The organism is Acidisoma sibiricum, from assembly GCF_057837225.1.
Map to the genome: position 1 here is coordinate 3452159 of NZ_CM174445.1, position 21915 is coordinate 3474073.

The 21915-nt window shown below is 65.3% G+C and carries 24 protein-coding genes; 20 read left to right on the forward strand and 4 right to left on the reverse strand.

The features are described 5' to 3' along the window. Positions 1–32 precede the first annotated feature (32 nt). Positions 33–335 carry a hypothetical protein gene (locus AC3G7M_RS16435; RefSeq protein ID WP_489213205.1) on the forward strand — a complete coding sequence of 101 codons (303 nt, stop codon included), beginning with the start codon at positions 33–35 and terminating at the stop codon, positions 333–335. A 69-nt stretch (positions 336–404) separates the two neighbouring features. Further along, positions 405–2765, forward strand: coding sequence for a glycogen debranching protein GlgX (gene glgX, locus AC3G7M_RS16440; RefSeq protein ID WP_489213206.1), 2361 nt, complete (start codon positions 405–407; stop codon positions 2763–2765). Between the two features lie 53 nt (positions 2766–2818). Here the strand turns inward: glgX and AC3G7M_RS16445 are convergent, their stop codons facing one another. Together AC3G7M_RS16445 and AC3G7M_RS16450 are read right to left on the reverse strand one after the other, a co-directional pair. After that, positions 2819–3124, reverse strand: coding sequence for a hypothetical protein (locus AC3G7M_RS16445; RefSeq protein WP_489213207.1), 306 nt, complete (start codon positions 3122–3124; stop codon positions 2819–2821). Between the two features lie 140 nt (positions 3125–3264). Further along, positions 3265–4143 (reverse strand): NmrA family NAD(P)-binding protein, encoded by an 879-nt coding sequence (locus AC3G7M_RS16450; protein ID WP_489213208.1) that lies wholly within the window; start codon positions 4141–4143, stop codon positions 3265–3267. Between the two features lie 114 nt (positions 4144–4257). Between AC3G7M_RS16450 and AC3G7M_RS16455 the strand changes: the two genes are divergently transcribed. Both AC3G7M_RS16455 and rnd read left to right on the forward strand, forming a co-directional pair. Next, entirely contained in the window at positions 4258–4695 is a 438-nt protein-coding gene (locus AC3G7M_RS16455) for a winged helix-turn-helix transcriptional regulator (RefSeq protein WP_489216081.1), read from the forward strand. Between the two features lie 47 nt (positions 4696–4742). Then, positions 4743–5963: a ribonuclease D gene (gene rnd / locus AC3G7M_RS16460; RefSeq protein ID WP_489213209.1), complete on the forward strand. Its 1221-nt coding sequence runs from the start codon at positions 4743–4745 to the stop codon at positions 5961–5963. Positions 5964–5979: 16 nt separating this feature from the next. On the opposite strand, the gene AC3G7M_RS16465 is transcribed toward rnd, so the two are convergent. Continuing rightward, complete coding sequence (locus AC3G7M_RS16465; RefSeq protein ID WP_489213210.1) at positions 5980–6636, reverse strand: hypothetical protein; 657 nt, start codon at positions 6634–6636, stop codon at positions 5980–5982. Positions 6637–6736: 100 nt separating this feature from the next. Next, positions 6737–7957, reverse strand: a complete 1221-nt coding sequence (locus AC3G7M_RS16470) for an MFS transporter (protein WP_489213211.1) — start codon at positions 7955–7957, stop codon at positions 6737–6739. A 147-nt stretch (positions 7958–8104) separates the two neighbouring features. Here AC3G7M_RS16470 and der point away from each other — a divergent pair, with 147 nt between their 5' ends. The 16 genes from der to tilS all read left to right on the forward strand — a co-directional run bounded on the left by der (position 8105) and on the right by tilS (position 21747). Continuing rightward, the gene (gene der, locus AC3G7M_RS16475) at positions 8105–9478 is read left to right on the forward strand and encodes a ribosome biogenesis GTPase Der (RefSeq protein ID WP_489213212.1); all 1374 of its coding nucleotides are present in this window, start codon (positions 8105–8107) and stop codon (positions 9476–9478) included. Positions 9479–9671: 193 nt separating this feature from the next. Beyond that, complete coding sequence (lexA, locus tag AC3G7M_RS16480) at positions 9672–10412, forward strand: transcriptional repressor LexA (protein ID WP_489213213.1); 741 nt, start codon at positions 9672–9674, stop codon at positions 10410–10412. A 76-nt stretch (positions 10413–10488) separates the two neighbouring features. Next, positions 10489–10731 (forward strand): type II toxin-antitoxin system ParD family antitoxin, encoded by a 243-nt coding sequence (locus AC3G7M_RS16485; protein WP_489216083.1) that lies wholly within the window; start codon positions 10489–10491, stop codon positions 10729–10731. Further along, complete coding sequence (locus tag AC3G7M_RS16490; RefSeq protein WP_489213214.1) at positions 10724–11014, forward strand: type II toxin-antitoxin system RelE/ParE family toxin; 291 nt, start codon at positions 10724–10726, stop codon at positions 11012–11014. The genes AC3G7M_RS16485 and AC3G7M_RS16490 overlap by 8 nt, the downstream gene beginning before the upstream one ends. Before the next feature lie 132 nt (positions 11015–11146). Further along, positions 11147–11899: a YebC/PmpR family DNA-binding transcriptional regulator gene (locus AC3G7M_RS16495; protein WP_489213215.1), complete on the forward strand. Its 753-nt coding sequence runs from the start codon at positions 11147–11149 to the stop codon at positions 11897–11899. 29 nt (positions 11900–11928) lie between these two features. Continuing rightward, positions 11929–12444 (forward strand): crossover junction endodeoxyribonuclease RuvC, encoded by a 516-nt coding sequence (gene ruvC, locus AC3G7M_RS16500; RefSeq protein ID WP_489213216.1) that lies wholly within the window; start codon positions 11929–11931, stop codon positions 12442–12444. Then, the gene (gene ruvA / locus AC3G7M_RS16505) at positions 12441–13055 is read left to right on the forward strand and encodes a Holliday junction branch migration protein RuvA (RefSeq protein ID WP_489213217.1); all 615 of its coding nucleotides are present in this window, start codon (positions 12441–12443) and stop codon (positions 13053–13055) included. Before ruvC ends, ruvA begins: the two co-directional genes overlap by 4 nt. A gap of 50 nt (positions 13056–13105) precedes the next feature. Next, positions 13106–14173, forward strand: coding sequence for a Holliday junction branch migration DNA helicase RuvB (gene ruvB, locus AC3G7M_RS16510; RefSeq protein WP_489216085.1), 1068 nt, complete (start codon positions 13106–13108; stop codon positions 14171–14173). After that, entirely contained in the window at positions 14170–14640 is a 471-nt protein-coding gene (gene ybgC, locus AC3G7M_RS16515; protein ID WP_489213218.1) for a tol-pal system-associated acyl-CoA thioesterase, read from the forward strand. Before ruvB ends, ybgC begins: the two co-directional genes overlap by 4 nt. A gap of 1 nt (position 14641) precedes the next feature. Then, the gene (gene tolQ, locus AC3G7M_RS16520) at positions 14642–15358 is read left to right on the forward strand and encodes a protein TolQ (protein ID WP_489213219.1); all 717 of its coding nucleotides are present in this window, start codon (positions 14642–14644) and stop codon (positions 15356–15358) included. Positions 15359–15361: 3 nt separating this feature from the next. Further along, positions 15362–15865, forward strand: a complete 504-nt coding sequence (tolR, locus tag AC3G7M_RS16525; RefSeq protein WP_489213220.1) for a protein TolR — start codon at positions 15362–15364, stop codon at positions 15863–15865. 102 nt (positions 15866–15967) lie between these two features. After that, positions 15968–17167, forward strand: coding sequence for a hypothetical protein (locus AC3G7M_RS16530; RefSeq protein ID WP_489213221.1), 1200 nt, complete (start codon positions 15968–15970; stop codon positions 17165–17167). 85 nt (positions 17168–17252) lie between these two features. Next, on the forward strand, positions 17253–18581 hold the full coding sequence (gene tolB / locus AC3G7M_RS16535; RefSeq protein ID WP_489216087.1) for a Tol-Pal system beta propeller repeat protein TolB: 1329 nt from the start codon (positions 17253–17255) through the stop codon (positions 18579–18581). 193 nt (positions 18582–18774) lie between these two features. Then, a complete protein-coding gene (locus AC3G7M_RS16540) occupies positions 18775–19284 on the forward strand; it encodes an OmpA family protein (RefSeq protein ID WP_489213222.1) in 510 nt (169 codons plus the stop codon). A gap of 220 nt (positions 19285–19504) precedes the next feature. Continuing rightward, positions 19505–20389, forward strand: coding sequence for a tol-pal system YbgF family protein (locus tag AC3G7M_RS16545; protein WP_489213223.1), 885 nt, complete (start codon positions 19505–19507; stop codon positions 20387–20389). Positions 20390–20412: 23 nt separating this feature from the next. Then, positions 20413–21747, forward strand: a complete 1335-nt coding sequence (gene tilS / locus AC3G7M_RS16550) for a tRNA lysidine(34) synthetase TilS (RefSeq protein WP_489216089.1) — start codon at positions 20413–20415, stop codon at positions 21745–21747. Positions 21748–21915: the final 168 nt, after the last annotated feature.

The following is a 21915-nucleotide window of genomic DNA, read 5'->3' on the forward strand; positions in this document are numbered from 1 at the left end:
CTATCCTTGCGTCATCGTAAGCGAGAGAGACCATGGACAATGATTCCGGCTGGGCCGCGAAGGAGATCGAGCTGATCTGCCGGGAGGAGGACGGCCATAGCCACAAGATCACCCTGCCCTGCCGCTGGGTCGAACTTGTCCAGGCCTGGAACGGCATCGAGGACGCCTATTTTCTCATCTCCGGTCTGACGACGTCCGATATCCCCCACCACCCCTGGGTTTTCGTCACCTTCAAGGATGGTCGCGGGAAGACCCATCACTATCCGATCCATGGTGCCACGCCCGAGGGTCCGCATGGGCTGCGCCTGCCGCGCCAGCCCCATCACCCCGGCTGACGGCATCGCCCTGCGTTGCGCCTGAGCCCGCCGCCCCCATCTCCGGTGCAGGTCGAACGGTAACGGAGCATGGGCATGGCACTTTTCGGCGGCACCATTCGAGAGGGCCTCCCCTATCCGCTCGGCGCGACCTGGACCGGCCTCGGCGTCAATTTCGCGATATTCTCGGCCAATGCGACGAAGGTCGAACTCTGCCTGTTCGACGATCAGGGCGAACGCGAACTCGAACGAATCCCGCTTCCCGAATATACGAACGAAATCTATCACGGCTTCATCCCGGACCTCCGGCCCGGCACCTTCTATGCCTATCGCGTCCACGGCCCCTATGAGCCGGATGCCGGGCATCGCTTCAATCCGAACAAGCTGGTGCTCGACCCCTATGCCAAGGCGGTGGTCGGCGAACTGACCTGGGATCACGCTCTGTTCGGCTATACGATCGGCCACGCGGACGCCGACCTCTCCTACGATGAGCGTGACAGCGCCCCTTTCATGCCGCGCTGCCGGGTGATCGATCCGGCCTTCACCTGGGGCCGCGACCTGCCGCCGGCCGTGCCCTGGGAGCGCACCGTGGTCTATGAAGCGCATGTCCGCGGCATGACGCGCCTCCATCCTGATCTGCCGCCGGAAACGCGCGGCACCTTCCGCGGCCTCGCCTCCCCGCCCATGCTGCGGCATTTCCGCAGGCTTGGGGTGACGACGATCGAAATCCTGCCCATTCACCGTTTCGCCGACGATTCCTATCTCGTCGAAAAGGGGCTTACCAATTACTGGGGCTACAATACGCTGAGCTTCTTCGCCCCCGCCCGGCGTTACGCACAGGTGCCTGAAACGGCCTATGCCGAATTCAAGGAAATGGTCGCGCGCCTGCATGATTCCGGCCTCGAGATCATTCTAGACGTCGTCTACAACCATACCGCCGAAGGCAATGAGCTGGGACCCACCCTGTCCTTCAAGGGCATTGACAACGCAAGCTACTACCGCCTGCTGCCCGATCAGAAACGCTACTACATCAACGATACCGGCACCGGTAATACGCTCAACCTCAGCAATCCCGCCGTCATCCGGCTGGTGACGGACAGCCTGCGCTACTGGGTGACGGAGATGCATGTCGACGGTTTCCGCTTCGACCTCGGCACTATCCTGGCGCGCGAACCGCATGGCTTCGACGAGCAGTCAGGCTTCCTCAAAGCCGTGCAGCAGGACCCGGTCCTGAGCGCGGTGAAGCTCATCGCGGAACCCTGGGACTGCGGCCCCGGCGGCTATCAGGTCGGTGGCTTCCCGCCAGGCTGGGCGGAATGGAACGACAAGTTCCGCGACACCGTGCGCGGATTCTGGAAGGGCGATGATGGGCAAATCGCCGATCTCGCCTCCCGCATCACCGGCTCGGCCGATCTGTTCGGCAGACGCGGACGCAAGCCATGGGCCTCGGTCAATTTCATCACATCCCATGACGGGTTCACCCTCCATGACCTCGTCAGCTACAATGATAAGCACAATGAGGCGAATGGCGAGAACAACCAGGACGGCCATTCCCATAATCTGAGTTGGAATTGCGGCGCGGAAGGCCCGACCGACGATCCTGACATTCAGGCCCTGCGTATTCGCCAGATGCGCAACATGATGGCGACCCTGTTCCTATCCAAAGGCACGCCCATGCTGCTCGCCGGCGACGAGATGGCCCGCAGCCAGCAAGGCAATAACAATGCCTATTGCCAGGATAACGAGATCAGCTGGCTGAACTGGGAGCCGACAGCCGAGGCCCAGTCCATGATGCGCTTCACCGCCCGTCTCTCGGCCCTCCGCCGCCGCTTTCCGCTGCTCATCCGCGGGCGCTTTCTCAACGGCCAATGGGATGAAGCGCTCGGCCTCAAGGATGTGACATGGCTCGCGCCGGACGCCACCGAAATGGCCGATGATCAATGGGGCGAAGGTCACGCGCGCTGCATGGGCGTGCTGCTGGATGGACGCGCACAGGAAACCGGCATCGTCCAGCGCGGCCATGATGCGACTCTGCTGCTGATCCTCAACGCCTATCACGATGTGGTGGCCTTCACGCTGCCGGAGGTTGTGGGCGGCCGGGAATGGCGCCTGCTGGTCGATACCAACCTGGCCGACGAAGCCGTCGATCCCGAGCCACATTTTGCCTTCGACCATAGCTACGAGGTGACCGGCCGGTCACTGCTGCTGTTGGAACTGGTGCTGGAGCCGACCTATGGCAGTGCGCGCACCAAGCGGCGCGCCGTGCATGTGCGGCCGACTCCCGCACCGCTCGCGACCGCGGTGTCCGAAGGCATCGCACAGATTGAGACCGCTTACCCGGCAGCGGAGCCGGAGCCTTATCCGGTCATGGGTTTCGCGGAGGAGCCAGAGGCGATCACGGTCGTGACCGATGATATGCCAGCCGAAACGGCTGACGGAGAGACGGCATAAAAAAGGGGGGAGGCCGAACGGCCTCCCCCCTTTTCACGTCACGAGCCGGGCGATTAGCCGCCCTGGCTGAAGCCCGCGGTATCGGCTTCCATCTTGCAGGCATAGAAGCCGTGACCGGACTTGGTCGAACCGGCCTGGACGACCTTGTAGGTCTTGCTCACGCCATTGGACCACACGATGGTATCGTCCGGGCAATGATCCTGAGCGGCGGCCACGGTCGAAAAGCGATGATGCGCGCCGAGACCGGTCGTCGCGCCGCTGACCAGGCTATTCTGCGACGCGCTTTGGGCGAAAGCGCCGGTGCTGGCGATCAGGCCACCGGCGACGGCCAGGGCAGACAGCAGCTTGGTGGTGTTCATGGCAAAGTCTCCTCTATCGGTTCAGGCGGCCTGTGCCGCTCACTCCGTCTCGACTTGGCGCCATTGGCGGGGTTTGCAAGAGCCCGGCCGGTAGAGGAGAAGGCCCGCGCTGCTAGTTGATATTTGCGTAATCGATATCTTCAGGCGCCAGCCAGGGCCGCCCGCAGGCTCTCCGCCAAGGGCGTGGTCGGCCGGCCAATCAGGCCGGACAGCACGCGGCTGTCATCAAACAAAGTGTCGCTCACCGCGGCCGCGCTGCTATCGGCGACCAGCTCGGCCACGGGCTCAGGCAGTCCCACGCCCAGAAGGGCGGCCTTGTACTCGGCCTTGGGCAGATCCTGATAGGCGACGTGTTTGCCGCTGATCTCGCTCAGCGCTGCGGCGAAGTCTGTGAGGGTGAAGGCCGTGTCGCCGGCCAGCTCCAGGATCTGGGCGGCGGTAGGCTGGGCTTGCGTCAGAACCGCAGCCGCTGCTGCGGCATAGTCGGCACGGGCTGCGGCCGAGATGCGGCCCGCACCGGAGCTACCCAGCACCACGCCATGGGCCAAGGCCGGCGCCACGGAACCCAGATAATTCTCCGTATACCAGCCGTTGCGCAGGAACGCGTGAGGGAGGCCCGACTCAACGATGGCCGCTTCGGTCGCGCGGTGATCTGCGGCCAGGCCAAGCGGCGAGATATCGGCATGCAGCACGCTGGTATAGGCGAGCAAGGAAACCCCGGCCGCCTTGGCGGCAGCGATCACGGCCTTGTGCTGGCCGATGCGGTGGGCAAGATCGTTCGAGGAAATCAGCAGCAGGCGGCCGACCCCGGCGAGAGCCGTCGTCAGCGTCTCAGGGCGGTTGTAATCGGCGATCCGCCAGGCAACGCCCTGGGCCGCAAAATCAGCTCCCGCCGCGTCGCTGCGCACCAGGGCAATGATGCGGTCAGCCGCGACCTTTTTCAGCAATTCGCTGATGACAAGCCGGCCAAGCTGGCCGCTGGCGCCCGTCACGGCGATCGGTGCATGATGATCTGACATATGATATTTCCTTTAAGGTCTCAAAGTGAGACCGTGTATAAGGGGTTCCCAGCCCAGGCGGAAGACGGCAGGTTTTCCTCCCCTAGTTACCAAAGGATAACCACCTTGCCCGATGTGACCGACATCGATCCGCGGACTGCCGGGATCACGACGCAGTTTGCGGTATGGGAGGCACGCGGCTTCGATGCCGCAGGCTGTCCCGTGCGCAACGTCCTGGATCGGATCGGGGATAAATGGACCATGCTGGTCCTGGTCGCACTGGCCGCCGAGCCGCGCCGCTTCGGCATGTTGCAGCGGATGGTGCCCGATATCTCCAAACGCATGCTCACTCAGACGCTGCGCCTTCTCGAGCGGGACGGGCTGGTCACCCGTCATGTCTACCCGACGACGCCGCCGAGCGTCGAATACCGCCTTGCCCCCCTCGGCACCTCAGTGCTGGAACCGCTGCAAGCCCTGACGCGCTGGGCTGAGGCCAATTTCGGGGCAATCCGCCAGGCGCGCGCCCGTTTCGACGATGTCGCCTATGGGCGCGACCCCGTGGCCGATCCATGATCCATGTCAGGCTTTGACAGCAGGATATGGCCCTATAGAAAGGTTCCATGTCGCGTCCGCCCCGTATCGAATTTCCGACCCCCGTCTTCATCACCGAAAGCGATCAGCTCGCTGCGCTGTGCGCGCGCCTGGCGGAGGAGCCTTTCGTCACCATCGATACGGAATTTATCCGCGAACGCACCTATTGGCCGGAACTCTGCGTCGTCCAGCTCGGCGGCGCGCAGGATGTGGCGGTCATCGACGCCCAGGCGCCTGGCATCGATATGGCGCCCTTGGGCGCCTTGCTGGCCAATCAGGCGGTCACCAAGGTCTTCCACGCGGCACGGCAGGATGTGGAGATATTCCTGCTCATGTTCGGGGCCACGCCGACCCCGATCTTCGATACCCAGATTGCGGCCATGGTCGCAGGGTTCGGCGATCAGGTCGGCTATGATGCGCTGGTCTCGTCGCTGACCGGCACCCAGATCGACAAATCTCACCGCTTCAGCGACTGGTCGGCGCGTCCGCTTTCCGCCTCGCAGCTCGCCTATGCGGCGGCCGACGTGACCCATCTGCGACTCGTCTATCAGAAGCTGCTGGTACGGCTGGAGCGTGAGAATCGGACCGACTGGGTGCAGGAGGAGATGGCGGCGCTGACCGAGCCGAGCCTGTACCGCTCAGACCCTGAGACGATGTGGTTGCGTCTGAAGCTGCGCCCCTCGAACCGCCGCCAGGCAGGTCTGCTGCGCGCCATCGCGGCATGGCGGGAGCGTGAGGCCCAGCGCGTCAATATTCCCCGTGGCCGGCTGCTGAAGGATGAGGCGATACCGGAAATCGCCGCCCTCGCCCCGGACAGCCCCGAGGCCCTGACGCGCGCCCGCGGCATTACGCGCGGCTTTGCCGAAGGCAAAAGCGGCACCTCGCTGCTTGCCGCCATCGCCGAGGCGGCCGCTTTGCCGGAGGATGCTTTGCCGGAGGTCGCGGCCCGCGGAGAGCGTGAGGGCCCGCGTCCCTCGCCTGCGCTGATCGCTCTGCTCCGCGTACTTCTGGCCGCGAAGAGTGAGGAGCATGATGTCGCACCCCGGCTCCTCGCCTCGTCCGATGACCTGGACCGGCTGGCGACAGAGGCCGAGCCCTCCATCCCCGCGACGCAGGGATGGCGTCGGCGGATGTTCGGCGAAGATGCGATGGCTTTGCGGGACGGGCGCGTGGCGCTTGCCACGCGGGGAAAGCGCATCCGGCTGATCCACCTGGATGCCGCAGCTCCGGCCAGCGAGGCCGAAGCCTGAAGCGACGCCCGGGGGGTTACGCCTCGGTCAGTTCATCAACCTCAGCCGCATGGCTGTCCGGCGACAGATCGCCGGCCTGCCCCGGCGGGCCACTCCGTCCGCGGCGCGCGGCAGGCGAGGCAGGGCGCGGCTTTGGCGTGCCAGCGGTCTTCGACGTCTCCTGACGGGCCTGACGCTCCGCGCGACGCTCGAGACTTTCAAGCTTGAGGGTCAGCGCCTCCACCTGTTCCGCGGCGGCAACATGCGCCAGCCGTAGATCCTTGTTTTTGGTTCGCAATGTCGCGTTCGCCCGTTCGAGCTTTTCAACGCGCGCGCGAAGGTCCTCTTTACTGGCGACCGGGGAGGAAGCGGCCGTTTTCAGGGCCGCGCGGCGCGCCGGGGAGGCGGATTGTAACTTGCTGGCCCCCGTACGGGTGGCCGTCGTCGCTTTGACGCGGCCGGTAGATTTGGACTTTGTTGTCGGCGTGCGGGCCATATAATAACCCTCCTGAAGTTTGCGGTTCTCAACACATGCGTTCGCACCGATGCGGGATATGTGATCGGGGTCGCGATAGGTCGAGGGTTTACGCAGCCATTTTTTGCGTAGATGCAAAAATAGATGGTGAGTCAGCCTTTCGGGATCTGCTTCCCGGCTTTGCCTGATCTGGATGTGATTGCGCTGCCATTGTCGCATTCCAAGACCCTGGGAAGGATCGGATGAGGCTGGCGCCATCGCATTTGACGTTTGAACAGGAGCTGTCACCAGGCCCTGTTCAAACGTTGCACGCGGTCGGCTAGCCCGGACGGGGTGTGCGGATATGCGGCAGGAAAGCCGCCAACAGACCGATCACCGGCAAAAACGAACAGATCTCGTATGTCGTAACTATGCCGTAATGATCGGCAATGACGCCGATGGCGGCGGCGCCAAGGCCGCCCATCCCAAAAGCCAGTCCGAAAAACAGGCCCGAAATCAGCCCCACGCGGCCGGGCACCAGTTCCTGGGCATAGACGATCATCGCCGGCATCGCGGAGGAGAGCACGAATCCAATGACGAAAGAGAGCGCCACCGTCCAGCCCAGGCCGACATAGGGCAGGACCAGGGTGAAGGGCAGGATGCCCAGAATGGAAACCCAGATGACCAGTTTGCGACCGATACGGTCGCCGATGGGGCCGCCCAGGACGGTACCGAGCGCCGCCGCCCCCAGAAACACAAACAGCAGCAACTGCGCCGTCTGCACCGACACCTTGAACTGATGGATCAGATAGAAGGTGTAATAACTGGAAATACTCGCCAGGTAGAAGAACTTCGAGAAAACCAGCGCCACGAGAATGGTCATGGTGACAACGACGCGGGCTGGCGGCAGGGCCTCATGGGCATGCATGTGCACGCGCGGCCGGCGACGGTTATGCGCAATCCTCTGCTGATACCAGCGGCCAACCGCACCCAGCACCATCATGCCAAGCAGGGCGATGCCCGAGAACCAGACGATGCTGCGCTGGCCATGCGGCACCACGATGAAGGCCGCGAGCACGGGGCCGAGCGCCGTACCGAAATTCCCGCCAACCTGGAAGACGGATTGCGCCAGCCCATGCCGCCCGCCGGAGGAGAGTCGCGCCACGCGGGAGGATTCCGGGTGAAAAATGGATGAGCCGATGCCGATCATCGCGGCCGCCACCAGCAGGAAGCTGTAGCTACTGGCGCGGGACAGCAAAATCAGGCCGATCATGGTGAAACCCATGCCCACCGACAGCGAGTAGGGCTGCGGCCGCTTGTCGGTCGCCATGCCGATCAGAGGCTGCAGCAGCGAGGCCGTGACCTGGAAGACAAAGGTCAAAAGTCCGATTTGCACGAAGTTGAGCTGAAACTGCTCTTTGAGATTGGGATAGATGGCCGGCAGCAGGGACTGCATCGTATCGTTGAGGAAGTGGGAGAAGCTGATCGCCAGCAGGACCGCCAAAACCACGCCCTCCGGCGGCAAGGTGCGCGTTTGCGGATCACTCGTCGTGCTGCTCATGCCTTTTCCCCTCCTCGGCCAGCCCGATAGCGGGAGAGTATCCCTCCCCCATCAGACGCAGGCTTTGTCCCGCCCGTCTGGCGCTGACCACACATTCCAGATAACCACTTACCCGTAACCATCCTTTGGCAGTATTGCCCCTCGCGCATGGAAACCCCGCTTGTCGTCATCGCCGGACGCCCGAACGTCGGCAAAAGCAGCTTGTTCAACCGCCTGATTGGGCGGCGACAGGCGTTGGTCGCAGATCAGCCAGGACTTACACGCGACCGTCAGGATGCGACCTGCCGTATCGGCGGCCGCATGGTCCGCATTGCCGACACGGCGGGGCTTGAAGAAGCGCCCCCGGAAAGCCTCACCGGGCGCATGCGCCAGGGTGCGGCCTCGATTCTGGAACAAGCCGACCTCATCCTGTTCGTGGTCGACGCCCGCGCCGGCATTCTGCCGCCTGACGCCCATTTCGGCGCCTGGCTGCGCCGCCTCGGCAAGCCCGTGCTGCTGGTCGCCAACAAGACAGAAGGCCGGGTCGGTTACGCCAATGCGATCGAGGCCTATGCCCTTGGTCTGGGCGAGCCGCTGCTGGTCTCGGCCGAACATGGCGAAGGCATCAGCTCGCTGATGGCCGACATCGCCGCGGCCCTGCCCCCGCCCGTGGAAGCGCCGCGGGATGAGGACACGGATGAGACGACGGCCGCCGATGACCCCGGCAAGCCCTTGCGGCTGGTCATCCTCGGCCGGCCGAATGCCGGCAAGTCCACCCTGGTCAACCGGCTTCTGGGCGAGGAGCGGATGCTGACGGGGCCGGAACCCGGCATCACCCGCGATGCCATCATGCTGCCTCTGCATGATCGCGACGGGAACGCCTATCAGCTCGTCGATACCGCGGGCCTTCGCCGCCGCGCCCGCGTGCAGAACGACGTCGAAAAAATGTCCACGGGTGCCAGCATCAATGCGATGCGCTTCGCCGAAGTGGTCGTCCTGGTGGTCGATGCAGTCGACGGTCTGCATGACCAGGACCTGCAGATTGCGCGCCTGGTGGAGCGTGAGGGCCGCGCCATGGTCGTGGTACTCAACAAGTGGGACGCGGTGGAAGACCGCGATGCCACGCGCAAGGCCGTGTCGGACCGGCTGGAACGCAGCCTGGCGCAGCTTAAGGGTATACCGGTCGTCACGCTCAGCGCTTTGACCGGCTCGTCCTTGCAGAAACTGCTGCCCGCGGTACGCCGCGTCTATGACACCTGGAACAAGCGCATTACCACCTCCGCCCTCAACCGCTGGTTTGAAGATGCGCTCGGCCGGCATCCGCCGCCGAATGTGGCGGGGCGCCGCTTGAAGCTGCGCTATGTCACGCAGGCGAACGCGCGTCCGCCGACTTTCGTCGTTTTCGGCACCCGTGCGGAGGGCACGCCGGAGGATTACCGCCGCTATCTCGTCAATGAGATCCGGGATATTTTCGATCTGCCCGGCACGCCGATCCGGCTGGATTTCCGCGGCACCGTGAACCCCTACGACGACAAAGAGTAATTTCTTTCGATTTCCGCAGGTTAGCGAGAAGCATCCGCCGTCCTGGCGCTTGACGCGACGCGTCGCGATTCCGTAGAAGAACAAAGTTGCCGCTTTGTTCGCGTTCGGTTTCGTGACGTTACGGACTTTCACCGTTCGGTCACCATCCGTTCCGGCCAATGGCAGCGCAGCGAGGCAGCCAAAGGGCCCGATCATGTTGACGCGCAAGCAGCACGAGCTGCTCATGTTCATTGACCGTCATCTCAAAGCCTCCGGCTATTCGCCGAGTTTCGATGAGATGAAGGAGGCGCTGAACCTCCGCTCCAAATCCGGCATTCACCGGCTGATCTCCGCTTTGGAGGAGCGCGGCTTCCTCAGCCGCCGCCATCATCAGGCGCGCGCGCTTGAAGTGCTGCGCCTGCCCGGCGAGGCACCGGTTGCCCTCACCAGCCCCCGGCCCGATATTGCAGATGCGCCCAAACGGGCCGAGCCCGCGCCCGGCTTCGCGCCCACCGTCATTCAGGGTGATTTCTCAGCCCGCCTGCCGGGCGTTCGCGCCGCGCCGGAAGTCGGTGCCGTGCAACTGCCGCTCTATGGCCGCATCGCGGCCGGCCTGCCGATCGAGGCGATGCGCGATGCGTCGACCTATATAGAAGTGCCCGTCGCCATGCTTGGCACCGGCGAGCATTACGCCCTGGAAGTGGCCGGTGATTCGATGATCGACGCCGGCATCTGGGACGGCGATACGGTCGTCATTCGCCGCTCGGACACGGCGGAAAATGGGCAGATCGTGGTTGCCCTGGTCGATGAGGAGGAAGTCACCCTCAAGCGTCTGCGCCGCCGCGGCAATTCAGTGGCACTGGAACCGGCCAATCCCCGCCATGAAAGCCGTATTTTCCCGGCCGAGCGCGTGCGCGTGCAGGGTCGGCTCGTCGCGCTGATGCGCCGGTATTGAGAGATTGCACTGACGGAGCAATAATGGCAATTTTTGCCATTATTGCTATTCGGTTGGAGGTATCGTCGTGGCGACGATGAACGTATCCCTACCCGATCCCATGCGCGAGTGGATTCAACAGCGCATTGACAACGGCCATTACGCGAGTGTCAGCGACTATGTGCGGGATCTCGTGCGACGAGATCAAAGCGAAACAGATGAGCGCGAAGCTCTGATCGCTGCGCTGACCGCGGGCGAGACCAGTGGCGTCAGTGAGCGTCTGGTGCCTGAGATTTTTGAAGCCGCACGCGAGGCCACTGCTGGCAAGCGCGGTGGCTGACTACAAGCTTACCCTCGCCGCGGACCACGATATTGAAGCGATCGCTCGCCTTTCCATCGAGACATGGGGCCTGGGTCGTGCCGAGGCCTACGTGATGGACCTTCACCGGGCATTTGAAACGCTCGCCGGTTTTCCTGCCCTGGGACGGGATATCGGGACGATCCGCGCCGGCTATTTCCGCTTCGAGCATGAGAGCCACGTCGTCTTCTATCAGCGCAGTTCGACTGGCATCATCGTCATTCGGGTCCTGCATCGGCGACAGCTGCCGCCAGCCTATCTCTGATCATGGCAAGGGAACGCGGCTGTCGGCGAGATACTGGCCCACACCGCCAGACTTGACGCCGCCCCCCGGCTTGGCGGAGAGACCAGCCCAATCGTCACAATTACAGTCACACGCCGTCCCGGAGCCTTCACCATGGCTGGCCATAGTCAGTTCAAAAACATCATGCACCGCAAAGGGGCGCAGGACGCCCGGCGGGGCCGCCAGTTCGCCAAGCTCATCCGCGAAATCACCGTCTCCGCCAAGCAGGGCCTGCCCGACCCCGCCGCCAATCCGCGCCTGCGCGCCGCCATCCAGGCTGCCCGCAAGGAAAACATGCCCAAGGACACGGTCGATCGCGCCATCAAGAAGGCCGCGACCGGCGGCGGCGGCGGCGATGACTATATCGAAGTCCGCTACGAGGGTTACGGTCCCAGCGGTGTGGCCGTCATCGTTGAGGCGCTGACCGACAACCGCAACCGCACCGCCTCCGAAGTGCGCGCGGCCTTCAACAAATACGGCGGCGCTCTGGGCGAGACCAATTCCGTCAGCTTCCTGTTCGACCGTCTGGCCGTGATCCGCTATCCGGCCACGGCTGCCTCAGCGGACGATATGCTGGATGCCGCCATCGAGGCGGGCGCCGACAATGTCGAAAGTGCGGACGAGTGGCATGAGATCACCGGCGCGCCGGACAGTCTCGCTGCCATGCAGGATGCGCTGGAGGGCCGGTTCGGTGCTTCCGACAGTGCCAAATTCGACTGGCGGCCGCGCACCAGCGTACCGCTGGATGAAGAAGCGGCAACATCTGTCTTCAAGCTCCTGGATGTGCTGGACGAACTCGACGATGTGCAGAATGTCTATGCGAACTTCGATCTGCCCGAGTCGCTGCTGCAAAAGCTGTCCACCTGATTCCACGCCGAGAGGATGACGCGCTGGCCTTGATACGAATCCTAGGCATCGATCCAGGCCTGCGCATCACTGGCTGGGGTGTGGTGGAGTCTGACGGCAACCGCCTGCGCCATATAGCGGACGGGATCGTCATGACCGACAGCGCGGCCAGCGTGCCGACGCGCCTCCGCGCGCTGCATGAGGCGCTGTCGGCTCTCATCACCTTGCACCGCCCGCAGGAAGCGGCTGTGGAAGAGACTTATGTGAATACCAATGCGACCGCGACGCTCAAGCTCGGGTATGCCCGCGGCGTCGCTCTACTGGCCCCGGCCCTCGCCGGCCTGGACGTCGCCGAATACGGTGCCAAAACGGTCAAGCTCTCGGTGGTCGGCACCGGTGGCGCGGATAAGAACCAGGTCGGGCTCATGGTCCGCCGCCTGCTGCCGGGTGCCACGCTCAAGCGGGCCGACGCGGCCGACGCCTTGGCGGTCGCCATCTGCCACGCCCATCACCGTGCCAGCCGCAATGCCTGGAGCCGGGCGGCCGCGCAGGCGGTGCGGGCATGATTGGCAGCCTGCGCGGGATCGTCGAATCCCAGGATGACGGCCATTGCGTCATCGAGACGTCGGGCGGCGTCGGCTATCTGGTGCAGGCCTCGTCCCGCACGCTGTCTTCCCTGCCACCCGCCCCCGCCATGGTCCGTCTTCTGATCGAAACCTTCGTGCGCGAAGACGCGATCACGCTGTACGGTTTTGCGAGCGGCGCGGAACGCGCCTGGTTCCGGCTGCTGACGACCGTGCAGGGCGTGGGACCGAAAGTGGCCCTTGCCATCCTCTCGGCGCTCTCTTCGGACGAGCTTTCCTTGGCGATCGCCTCTGGGGACCGCACCGCCCTCGGCCGTGCCTCTGGCGTGGGTCCGAAGCTTGCCGCCCGCCTCGCCCTCGAACTCAAGGAAAAGGCTGGCACCCTGCCGCTGCCGGTGTCGCTCGCCGATGGCATCATCGCGCCCGCCGCCGCCCCGGGAGGCGTCCTGGACGACGCGCTCTCCGCCCTGCTCAATCTTGGCTATCGCCGGCCGGAAGCCCAGGCGGCGCTCAACCGCGCGGCCGCCAAGCTGGGCGATGACCCCGATGTCGCGGCCCTCATCCCGGCAGCATTGCGGGAGCTGGCGCGATGACCACCCGCCCGCGCAGCCGCAAAGGTCCGAGCGCCGAGGTCTCCGAGGAGATGGAGGAGCGCGAAGTCTCCCCCGCCCGTGCGGTGGAAGACGCCGGTGAGGCCAGCCTGCGCCCGCAGACGCTGGCGGATTTCATCGGCCAGGAAGGCAACCGTCAGAACCTCGCGATCTTCATCGAAGCCGCGCGCGCGAGGGGTGAGGCGCTCGACCATGTCCTGCTGCATGGGCCCCCTGGCCTCGGCAAGACGACGATGGCGCAGATCGTGGCGCGTGAACTGGGCGTGGGCTTTCGCGCGACCTCGGGTCCGGTCATCCAGAAGTCCGGCGATCTCGCAGCGATCCTGACCAATCTGCAGCCGCGCGACGTGCTGTTTATCGACGAAATCCATCGCCTGCAGCCGGCGATCGAGGAAGTGCTCTATCCGGCGATGGAAGACTTCCAGCTCGATCTGGTGATCGGCGAAGGCCCCGCGGCGCGCTCCCTGCGCATCGATCTGCCACCCTTCACGCTCGTCGGCGCGACCACGCGGTCTGGGCTGCTGGCGACCCCGTTCAGAGACCGGTTCGGCATTCCGATGCGACTGGTCCTTTATACGCCGGATGAACTTCGCGTGATCGTGGCGCGCGGCGCCCGTCTGCTCGGGTTTGATCTGACCGCCGATGGCGCCCAGGAAATCGCCTGCCGCAGCCGCGGCACGCCGCGCATTGCCGGCCGCCTGCTGCGCCGGGTGCGCGATTTCGCCGCCGTCGAAGGACGCGGCCACGTCGATCGCGCCATCGCGGATGCGGCGCTGACCCGGCTTGAGGTCGATCATCGCGGGCTGGATGCCATGGATCGCCGCTATCTGCGACGGATCGCCGAGCATCACGCCGGCGGCCCGGTGGGGGTGGAGACACTGGCCGCTGCCCTGGCTGAGGCACGCGATACCCTCGAAGATGTGATCGAACCGTATCTGATCCAGGAGGGGCTCATTCTGCGCACCAGCCGCGGCCGCATGCTGGGCGAACCTGGCTGGCGGCATCTGGACATGGCGCCGCCCCCACTGTCGCCCGAGCAGAAAGCTTTGCTGACGCCGGATCTGTTCACGGCGAAGGACAAGGACTCCGCTGCATCATGAGCGACAGCATGCGGGAGGATGGCGTTCACCGCCACGCGGTGCGCGTCTATTTCGAGGACACGGATGCCGGCGGCATCGTCTATCACGCCAACTATCTGCGCTTTGCCGAACGCGCCCGAACAGAAGCCCTGCGTGCCATGGGCCTGCCCCATTCCGATATGATGTTGCGGCATGGCATGATCTTCGTGGTGCGGCACGCGGAGTTGGACTATCAGCGCCCTGCCCGGCTCGACGATTCGCTGGTGATCGAGACGACCGCCGTCGCGGTGCGGGGTGCCTCGGCCAAGCTGCGCCAGCGGGTGCTGCGCGGTGCGGAGACGCTTGTGGTGGTGGATGTGACGCTGGTCAGCGTCAGACAGGATACAGGACGCGCGGACCGCATTCCGGCTGCGTGGCGTGACGCGCTAACGACGATGGTCCGGGCAGAAGAAAATGCCCAGGCCACTGACAACATAGGGGTTTCGTAATTTGGATCAGGCGGTGAATGCCACGCAGCTGGCGACACCCGGGAGCAGCCTGTCGCTCTGGGGTCTGTTCTTGCAAGCGGATATCGTCGTCAAGCTCGTCATCCTGTGCCTGCTGGCGGCGAGCATCTGGGTCTGGGCGATCATCTTCGAGAAGACGACGAGCCTGCGCCGCGCCAATCGTGAGGCGAATGCATTCGAGGACCGCTTCTGGTCCGGCGGCAGCCTGGACGAGCTTTATGAGCATGAGGGGCAGAAGCCCAGCAACCCGATCGCCGCCGTCTTTGGTGCCGCGATGGGCGAGTGGCGGCGCACCGCGCGCGTCGCGGGGGCCGATATCGGCCATACCGCTGTCCGCGAACGCGTCGATCGCGCCATGAATGTCACCATCAACCGCGAGATGGAGCGGATGGAGCGGTGGATGATCTTCCTCGCCTCCGTGGGTGCGACGGCCCCCTTCGTCGGCCTTTTCGGCACGGTCTGGGGCATTATGCACAGCTTCTCGGCCATCGCCGCGATGCATAATACCAATCTGTCCGTAGTCGCACCCGGCATCGCCGAAGCGCTGTTCGCGACCGCCATCGGCCTCGTCGCCGCTATTCCCGCGGTGCTCGCCTATAACGCGATCAGCACCGACCTTTCCCGCTTCGCGGCCCGGCTTGAGGGGTTCGGCACTGAGTTCAGCGCCATCCTGTCGCGCCAGACCGAAGAAAGGACCTAAGATATGGCCATGGGCACGATGGGCGGCGGCCGTCACGGCCGGGGGCGCTATCGCCCCTTGGCGGAAATCAACGTCACCCCGCTGGTGGACGTCATGCTGGTGCTGCTGATCATCTTCATGGTGACCGCACCGCTGATGACCTCCGGCGTCACCGTCGATCTGCCCAAGACCAGCGCCAATCCGGTGAATGCCGACAGCACGCCGATCACCATCTCGGTCAATGCCGAGGGCAAGGTGTTCGTGCAGAACGATCCCGTGGATATCGCCGGCCTGGTAGCCAAGCTGCAGGCTGCGACCAACGGACAGACCGATCGCCGCATCTTTGTGCGCGGTGACCAGTCGGTCTCCTACGGTCAGATCATGCAGGTCATGGGCACCATCGTGACCGGCGGCTTCTCCAAGGTCGCGCTGCTGGCGCAGCAGCCGGATAACGGTGCGCCCGCCAGTGCCGCCCCTGCGAGCGCCGCGCCTGCCACCACCGCCCCCTCCGGCAGCAGCGGCCAGTAAGGCCGCCTGCTTGCGCCCCCTCCGGCAGATCATGGATATCGCCTTGTCGCCCTTCAGCCTGCCTCTCCTCCGCAGCCTATGGGGGCACACGTGAACCCTCCGATGCGTCGGGCAGCGGGCGTGTCTGCTGGCCTGCATATTCTGCTCCTGGTCGCCCTGCTCGTGTCCCTGCCGTCCCGCAAGCCGGACGAGCAGCCCGACCTTTCGGCCGTCTCGGTCGATTTTGTGGGTCCCGCGGCGCCCGTGCAGCAGTCGGATGCGACCGGCAAGACGGCAGCGCCGACCAAGACGCCGACCCCCGTTCAGGCACCCAAAGCGACCCAGGCACCGACGCCGCAACCGTTGAGCGACGCGCCACCGCCTCCGCCGCCGCCGCCGCCCCCGCCGTCTGTGACGCCGACGACGCAGCCGCCGGTGCCCACCCCGCCGCCCCCGGCCCCGACACCGCCGGCGCCGCAGACACCGACGCCGCCCACGCCCACGACGCCCACCCCACCGACGCCGGCCACGCCCGCGCCGCCGCCGCCCTTGCCGCAGACGACCCCCAGCCCGGATGCAGAGCCCCTGCCGCCGCCGCCGCCCCCTGCGCCGACGCCACCTGAGCCGCAGTCGACGCCCAAGGCGCAGCCGACACCGAAACCGACCAAGCCGACGCCGACCAAGCCGCAGCCGGAACAGAAGCCCGAGCAGACGCAGACGCCGCCGACAAAGACCGAGCAGCCGCAGAAACCAGCGCCGGACACCACGGCCGACGCCGCGCCCGCGTTGCCGATGCCGCCGCCCCCGGCCCCGCCCGCGCCGCCGGCACCGGTGAGCCCGACGACGCAGCCGCATCCGACGCAGAACCCTGCAGCGATGAGCCAGAGCGTGCTCAATACGCTGGATAAGCTGCGCGCGATGAACCTGAACCAGAAGACGCCGACGTCCCGCTATAACCCGGCGCAGGGCGGCGCCCCGGATGCCGGTGGCGCACGCAACAGCGCGGACCAGACCTCCCGGCTGACATCGGCCCAGCGCGGCGCCATTGGCGATAAGGTGCGCGCCTGCTGGACCATCGATAGCGGTGCCGAAGGCGTGCAGAACATGAGCGTGCTGCTGACGGTGACGACGGACAGCGCAGGCGTTGTGCATGATGCGAATGTCGCTGTAGCCGATCAGGGTCGAGTCAACAGCAATCCGGTGTTGCAGGCCTTCGCGGAACGCGCGGTGCGCGCCGTGCTCGACTACCACTGCTCGCCCTTGCCATTGCCGCCCTCGCTCCCAGGTGCGGTTCACACCTTCACCTTTCGGTTCAGGCCGTGACACGAAAGCAGGAACAAGTATGACCGACTTTCCCTATCGCTTTGGGCTTCCTACAGCCGATGATGCGGCGCCAACCGTGCCAGGCATGATCCGCCGCATCACCCGCCGCGGCATGATCGGCACGACGCTTGCGACGGCCCTCGCCGCCCCGGCCTTCGCGCAGAGTGCGGCGCCGGCTGCCCCCGCTGGCGGCGATGCCGCGGGCTCCGCGGTCATCGACGTCAACCGCGCGCGCACGGCCCCGATTCCGATCGCCATTCCGGCTTTCGCCGGCGGCACCAGCCAGGGCGATCTGGTCAGCGTCATCTCGGCCGATCTCAACAATTGCGGCCTGTTCCGGGTCGTCGATGCCTCGGGCGTGGCGGCCACGCCCGCCGGTGGCGCCCCTGATTTTGGCGCCTGGAAGGGCACCGGCGCGCAGGCACTCGTCACCGGGAGCGTCACCCAGAGCGGCGATCAGCTGCGGGTGGAATTCCGGCTATGGGACATCCTGCCCGGCACCCAGCTGCAGGGCACGGCCTATACGACCTCCGCCTCCAACTGGCGGCGTATCGCCCATATCATCGCCGACGTCATCTATCAGCGGCTGCTGGGCGAAAAAGGCTATTTCGATACGCGGGTGGCCTATATCTCCACCACCGGTCCCGGCAATAACCCGACCAAGCGCCTCGCGATCATGGATCAGGACGGCGCCAATAACCGGTTTCTGACGGATGGCAGCTGGACGGCGCTGGGGCCGCGCTTCAGCCCGACGCGCGATCAGCTGGCCTTCATCAGCTATGTCAACAAGGTCGTCCGCGTCTATCTGTTCGATCTCAGCAGCGGCACCCGCTCTCTGGTCGGCAATTTCCGCACCATGACCTTCTCACCCCGCTTCGCGCCCGACGGCAACAGCATCATCATGTCGCTCTATCAGAACGGCGGCTCGAACATCATCAGCTGCGGGCTGAATGGCGGCGGCGTGCGGACGCTCACCAGTTCCGGCGCGATCGACGCCAATCCCTGCTACAGCCCGGACGGCAGCCAGATCGTTTTCGAGTCGGATCGTGGCGGCGACCAGCAGCTGTATGTTATGGGCGCCGATGGTTCCAATGTCCGGCGCATCAGCTTCGGCGCCGGCCGCTACGCCGATCCGGTGTGGTCGCCGCGCGGCGATCTCATTGCCTTTACCCGGCTTGGCAGCAATTTCGCGGTCGGCGTCATGGCCCCTGATGGGTCCGGCGAGCGCACCCTGTCGGAAAGTTTCGACGTCGAAAGCCCCACCTTCTGCCCGAATGGACGCGTGATCATGTTCCAGCGCGGCGCGGGTACCGCCTCACGGTTGGTGACAATTGATATCACGGGCTTCAACGAGCAGGCCGTGCAGACGCCTACAAGTGCCTCTGACCCCGCCTGGTCACCGTTACTTTCCTAAAAACTGTGGCATTTCATCCACGAAGGGCTGCATTTCGGAGAATGAACCCCACATTGCTTGACCGTAAGCCATGGCACGCTGTAAGCGCCGCCATAGCCTGATGAGACCTGATTAGACAGGTTGATTCTGCGGTTGTTTTTTTCTGCGACGCGACGGTTTTTGTAACACGAACCCCCTTAGGGACACGATCGAAATGAACATCAAGATGCTCGGCGCCTTTGCCGCCGTGGCTTTGCTGGCAGCCTGCGCAAAGCCTGCCGCTACCGGGATGTCGACCGGTGCCGGCCAGGCCGTCACCTCCGGCCCGGCGCCGGGCAGCGAGGAAGACCTGGTCGCCAATGTTGGCGACCGCGTGTTCTATGGCTTCAACAAGACCAATCTGTCCTCTGACGCGACCGGCACGCTGACGCATCAGGCCGGTTGGCTGCAGAAGTTCCCGCAGGTTTCCGTCCTCGTGGCCGGCAACTGCGATCCGCGCGGCACCGAAGAATACAACCTGGCGCTGGGTCAGCGCCGTGCTGACGCCGCCCGTGACTTCCTGGTCGCCCAGGGCGTTGATGGCTCGCGCATCCAGACCATCTCCTACGGCAAGGACCGTCCGGTCGCGCAGGGTAACGACGAAGCGTCCTACCAGCAGGATCGTAACGCCATCACCTCCGTGCAGGGCCACAACCCGCAGGAAGGCACCGGCACGTCCTCCTAATCTCGCAGTCTCGGGTGGCGATGGCGCCACCCAGATCGAGCCTAGGTTTAAAAATGGCGGACAGCGCAAGCTGCCCGCCATTTTCTTTGGCGTAGCCTGATGCAGTCCGCCGTCCAACGCCTGCCAGGATGACAATCTTTTGGTAAGCCTGTGATCATGACGCGCGGAAACCCAGGTGATAGAAGCGGTCCAGGCGTCGCCCTCGGAGATTTGTCACCCTATGAAGAAAACCCTGCTCGCCGGGCTCTGTGCCAGTGCCCTGTGCTTCCTGCTCCCGCCACACCTGGCACTAGCGCAAAGTGACTCTGTCACCAGTCGCGAAGGCATCGCGCTGCAAAACCAGATTTTGTCAGTCCAGAACCAGCTGCAGCAGATGCAGGCGCAGCTGCAACAGGTGCAGGCCAATGGCGGCGGCGGTGGCGGCAATGCGCCGGCGCCGGCCGATAATGGCGGCGGCGGCGGTCTGACCACGCAGCTTCTGCAGCGCGTGAGCACGCTCGAAGACGAGGTCCGCACCCTGACGGGGCAAATGCAGCAGTTGCAGAATCAGGTGAATAGCCAGAACGCCCAGCTGAGTAAGCAGATCGGCGACATCACCTTCCAGATGCAGAATGGGGGCGCCCCAGCCGGAGGCGGTGCTGCCGCGGGTGCGGCAGCTGGGGCCGCAGCGGGCCAGGCAGCCGCGGCTTCCGCCGCGCCGGGGGCAGGTCCCATCGCCGCGGCGACGCCCGAAACCCTGCTGCAGCAGGGCAATATCGCGCTGCATGACGGCAAGTATCAGACGTCGGAAGGCGTTGCGCGCGAGATTCTGGCCAAGCACCGCACAAGCCCGCGCGCCTATGACGCGCAATATCTGCTGGCCCAGTCGCTTCAGGGCCAGGGCCGCTACCAGGAGGCGGCGCTCGCCTTCGATGATGCCTACAACATGAACCATAAGGGCAAGAAGGCGCCGAATGCGCTTCTCGGCCTGTCGATGACGCTCGCCGCCATCAAGCAGAACTCGGCGGCCTGTGACACGCTGACGACCCTGCATGCCCAGTTCCCGAAGCCTCCGGCCTATCTGGTGGAGCCGATTGCGGCCCAGCACAAAAGGCTGGGCTGCTGACGGGAAGCGGCGCCACGCGCGAGATTCCGCAGCCCGTTTCGGCTGCGGAATTCGCGTCTCTGCTCCAACCACTTGGCCCTTTCGGCCGCAACCCCGGTCTGGGGGTCGCCGTTTCGGGCGGTGCCGATAGCCTGGCCCTCGCCCTCCTCGCGCGGTCCTGGGTTCAGGCACAGGGCGGGCGGCTCCAGGCTTTCATCGTCGATCATGGGCTGCGCGCGACTGCCCGCGATGAAGCCGTGACGGCCGCGGCCACTCTGCATAGCCTTGGCATCGCCACCCGCATCCTCACTCTGTCGGATCTCGCACCCGGCCCTGGCCTGTCCGACCGCGCGCGCAGCGCCCGCTATCAGGCTCTGGCCCGCGCCTGCCGCGACGCCGGCATCATGCACCTGCTGCTCGGCCATCATGCGGCCGATCAGGCTGAAACACTGCTCATGCGCCATCTGCGCGGCAGTGGCCCCGCCGGTCTGGCCGGCATGGCCGCCGTCACCGAGACCGACGCCCTGCGCCTGCTGCGGCCGGTGCTGACGGTGGCGCCCGGCCGCTTGCGCGCCACGCTGCGCGCGGCGGGGCTCAACTGGGTAGAAGACCCGACCAATGCCGATACGCGCTTTACCCGCGCCCGTCTGCGCACACTCCGCGCCGATGCCGCGGGCGTGGGGCCGGCGACCCATGGCTTAGCGGAAGCTGCGCAGCGGCATGGCCTGCACCGCGCCAAGGCCGACCATGAGAGTGCGGCCTTTCTGGGCGCCCATGCCGTCATCAGGCCAGAGGGATTTCTGCGCATTGCATCGGATGGGCCTTGGCCCGCCGCCGCGCTTGCGCAGGCTTTGCGGATGGTAACCGGCGCGGTCTATCCACCTGACCCGGCAGCCAGTGCCCAGATTGCGGCCGACCCGGCCGGGCGGATTGGCCGGGGTCTCGTACTCGGCGGGGCGCAGCTTTTGCCTGCAGGACGGCAGGGACCGGGCTTTCTGCTCTGCCGCGAGGCCGCCGCCATGGCGTCGCCCGTCGCGGCCATGCCGGGCACGCTGTGGGACGGCCGGTTTAGGCTGCCGGCCAGCGAGTCTGGCTGGCGACATGAGATGATCGGACCGCTGGGCGCAGACGCCGCCCGCTTCCGACGCGTGTCCGACCTGCCTTCGGCGGTGCTGCGCACGCTGCCCTGCTTCCGTGATACGGCGGGTCGCCTGCTGGCAGTGCCTCATCTCGCCTGGTCTCTGGATGAAAAAACCACAGCGCGCGCGCTGGTATTTGCCCCGGCGGTTGCCGCCAGCGGAGCCGCTTTTTTGCCAGCGTTAAGCTCGGATTCGGCTGTTCGCTCTCAGAAACATGACGGACGCGGCGATCCGGCATGAGAATGGGGCTGCGTTTCGGCGAAAGACTTCCTATCTTTAAGGTGACAAGGCGGAATAACATGCGCTGAGGTCTAGCCTTGGGTGGAAGGCCTGCCGATGCTAAAGACCGTTTTCGCTCCCTTGTGAGGGGAACGGGCTGGCGCGGGGAATGCCGGTATGCCGGTTAGG

Bases quoted from the DNA above. Each gene is read 5' to 3' on its own strand.
- AC3G7M_RS16495 (WP_489213215.1), top strand. From the start codon at position 11,147: ATGGCTGGCCATAGTCAGTTCAAAAACATCATGCACCGCAAAGGGGCG.
- ybgC (WP_489213218.1), top strand. From the start codon at position 14,170: ATGAGCGACAGCATGCGGGAGGATGGCGTTCACCGCCACGCGGTGCGC.
- tolB (WP_489216087.1), top strand. From the start codon at position 17,253: ATGATCCGCCGCATCACCCGCCGCGGCATGATCGGCACGACGCTTGCG.
- AC3G7M_RS16450 (WP_489213208.1), bottom strand. From the start codon at position 4,143: ATGTCAGATCATCATGCACCGATCGCCGTGACGGGCGCCAGCGGCCAG.
- AC3G7M_RS16540 (WP_489213222.1), top strand. From the start codon at position 18,775: ATGAACATCAAGATGCTCGGCGCCTTTGCCGCCGTGGCTTTGCTGGCA.
- tolR (WP_489213220.1), top strand. From the start codon at position 15,362: ATGGCCATGGGCACGATGGGCGGCGGCCGTCACGGCCGGGGGCGCTAT.
- lexA (WP_489213213.1), top strand. From the start codon at position 9,672: ATGTTGACGCGCAAGCAGCACGAGCTGCTCATGTTCATTGACCGTCAT.
- AC3G7M_RS16465 (WP_489213210.1), bottom strand. From the start codon at position 6,636: ATGCGACAATGGCAGCGCAATCACATCCAGATCAGGCAAAGCCGGGAA.
- AC3G7M_RS16435 (WP_489213205.1), top strand. From the start codon at position 33: ATGGACAATGATTCCGGCTGGGCCGCGAAGGAGATCGAGCTGATCTGC.
- der (WP_489213212.1), top strand. From the start codon at position 8,105: ATGGAAACCCCGCTTGTCGTCATCGCCGGACGCCCGAACGTCGGCAAA.
- AC3G7M_RS16545 (WP_489213223.1), top strand. From the start codon at position 19,505: ATGAAGAAAACCCTGCTCGCCGGGCTCTGTGCCAGTGCCCTGTGCTTC.
- AC3G7M_RS16445 (WP_489213207.1), bottom strand. From the start codon at position 3,124: ATGAACACCACCAAGCTGCTGTCTGCCCTGGCCGTCGCCGGTGGCCTG.
- rnd (WP_489213209.1), top strand. From the start codon at position 4,743: ATGTCGCGTCCGCCCCGTATCGAATTTCCGACCCCCGTCTTCATCACC.
- AC3G7M_RS16470 (WP_489213211.1), bottom strand. From the start codon at position 7,957: ATGAGCAGCACGACGAGTGATCCGCAAACGCGCACCTTGCCGCCGGAG.
- AC3G7M_RS16485 (WP_489216083.1), top strand. From the start codon at position 10,489: ATGAACGTATCCCTACCCGATCCCATGCGCGAGTGGATTCAACAGCGC.
- ruvB (WP_489216085.1), top strand. From the start codon at position 13,106: ATGGAGGAGCGCGAAGTCTCCCCCGCCCGTGCGGTGGAAGACGCCGGT.
- AC3G7M_RS16530 (WP_489213221.1), top strand. From the start codon at position 15,968: ATGCGTCGGGCAGCGGGCGTGTCTGCTGGCCTGCATATTCTGCTCCTG.
- glgX (WP_489213206.1), top strand. From the start codon at position 405: ATGGGCATGGCACTTTTCGGCGGCACCATTCGAGAGGGCCTCCCCTAT.
- ruvA (WP_489213217.1), top strand. From the start codon at position 12,441: ATGATTGGCAGCCTGCGCGGGATCGTCGAATCCCAGGATGACGGCCAT.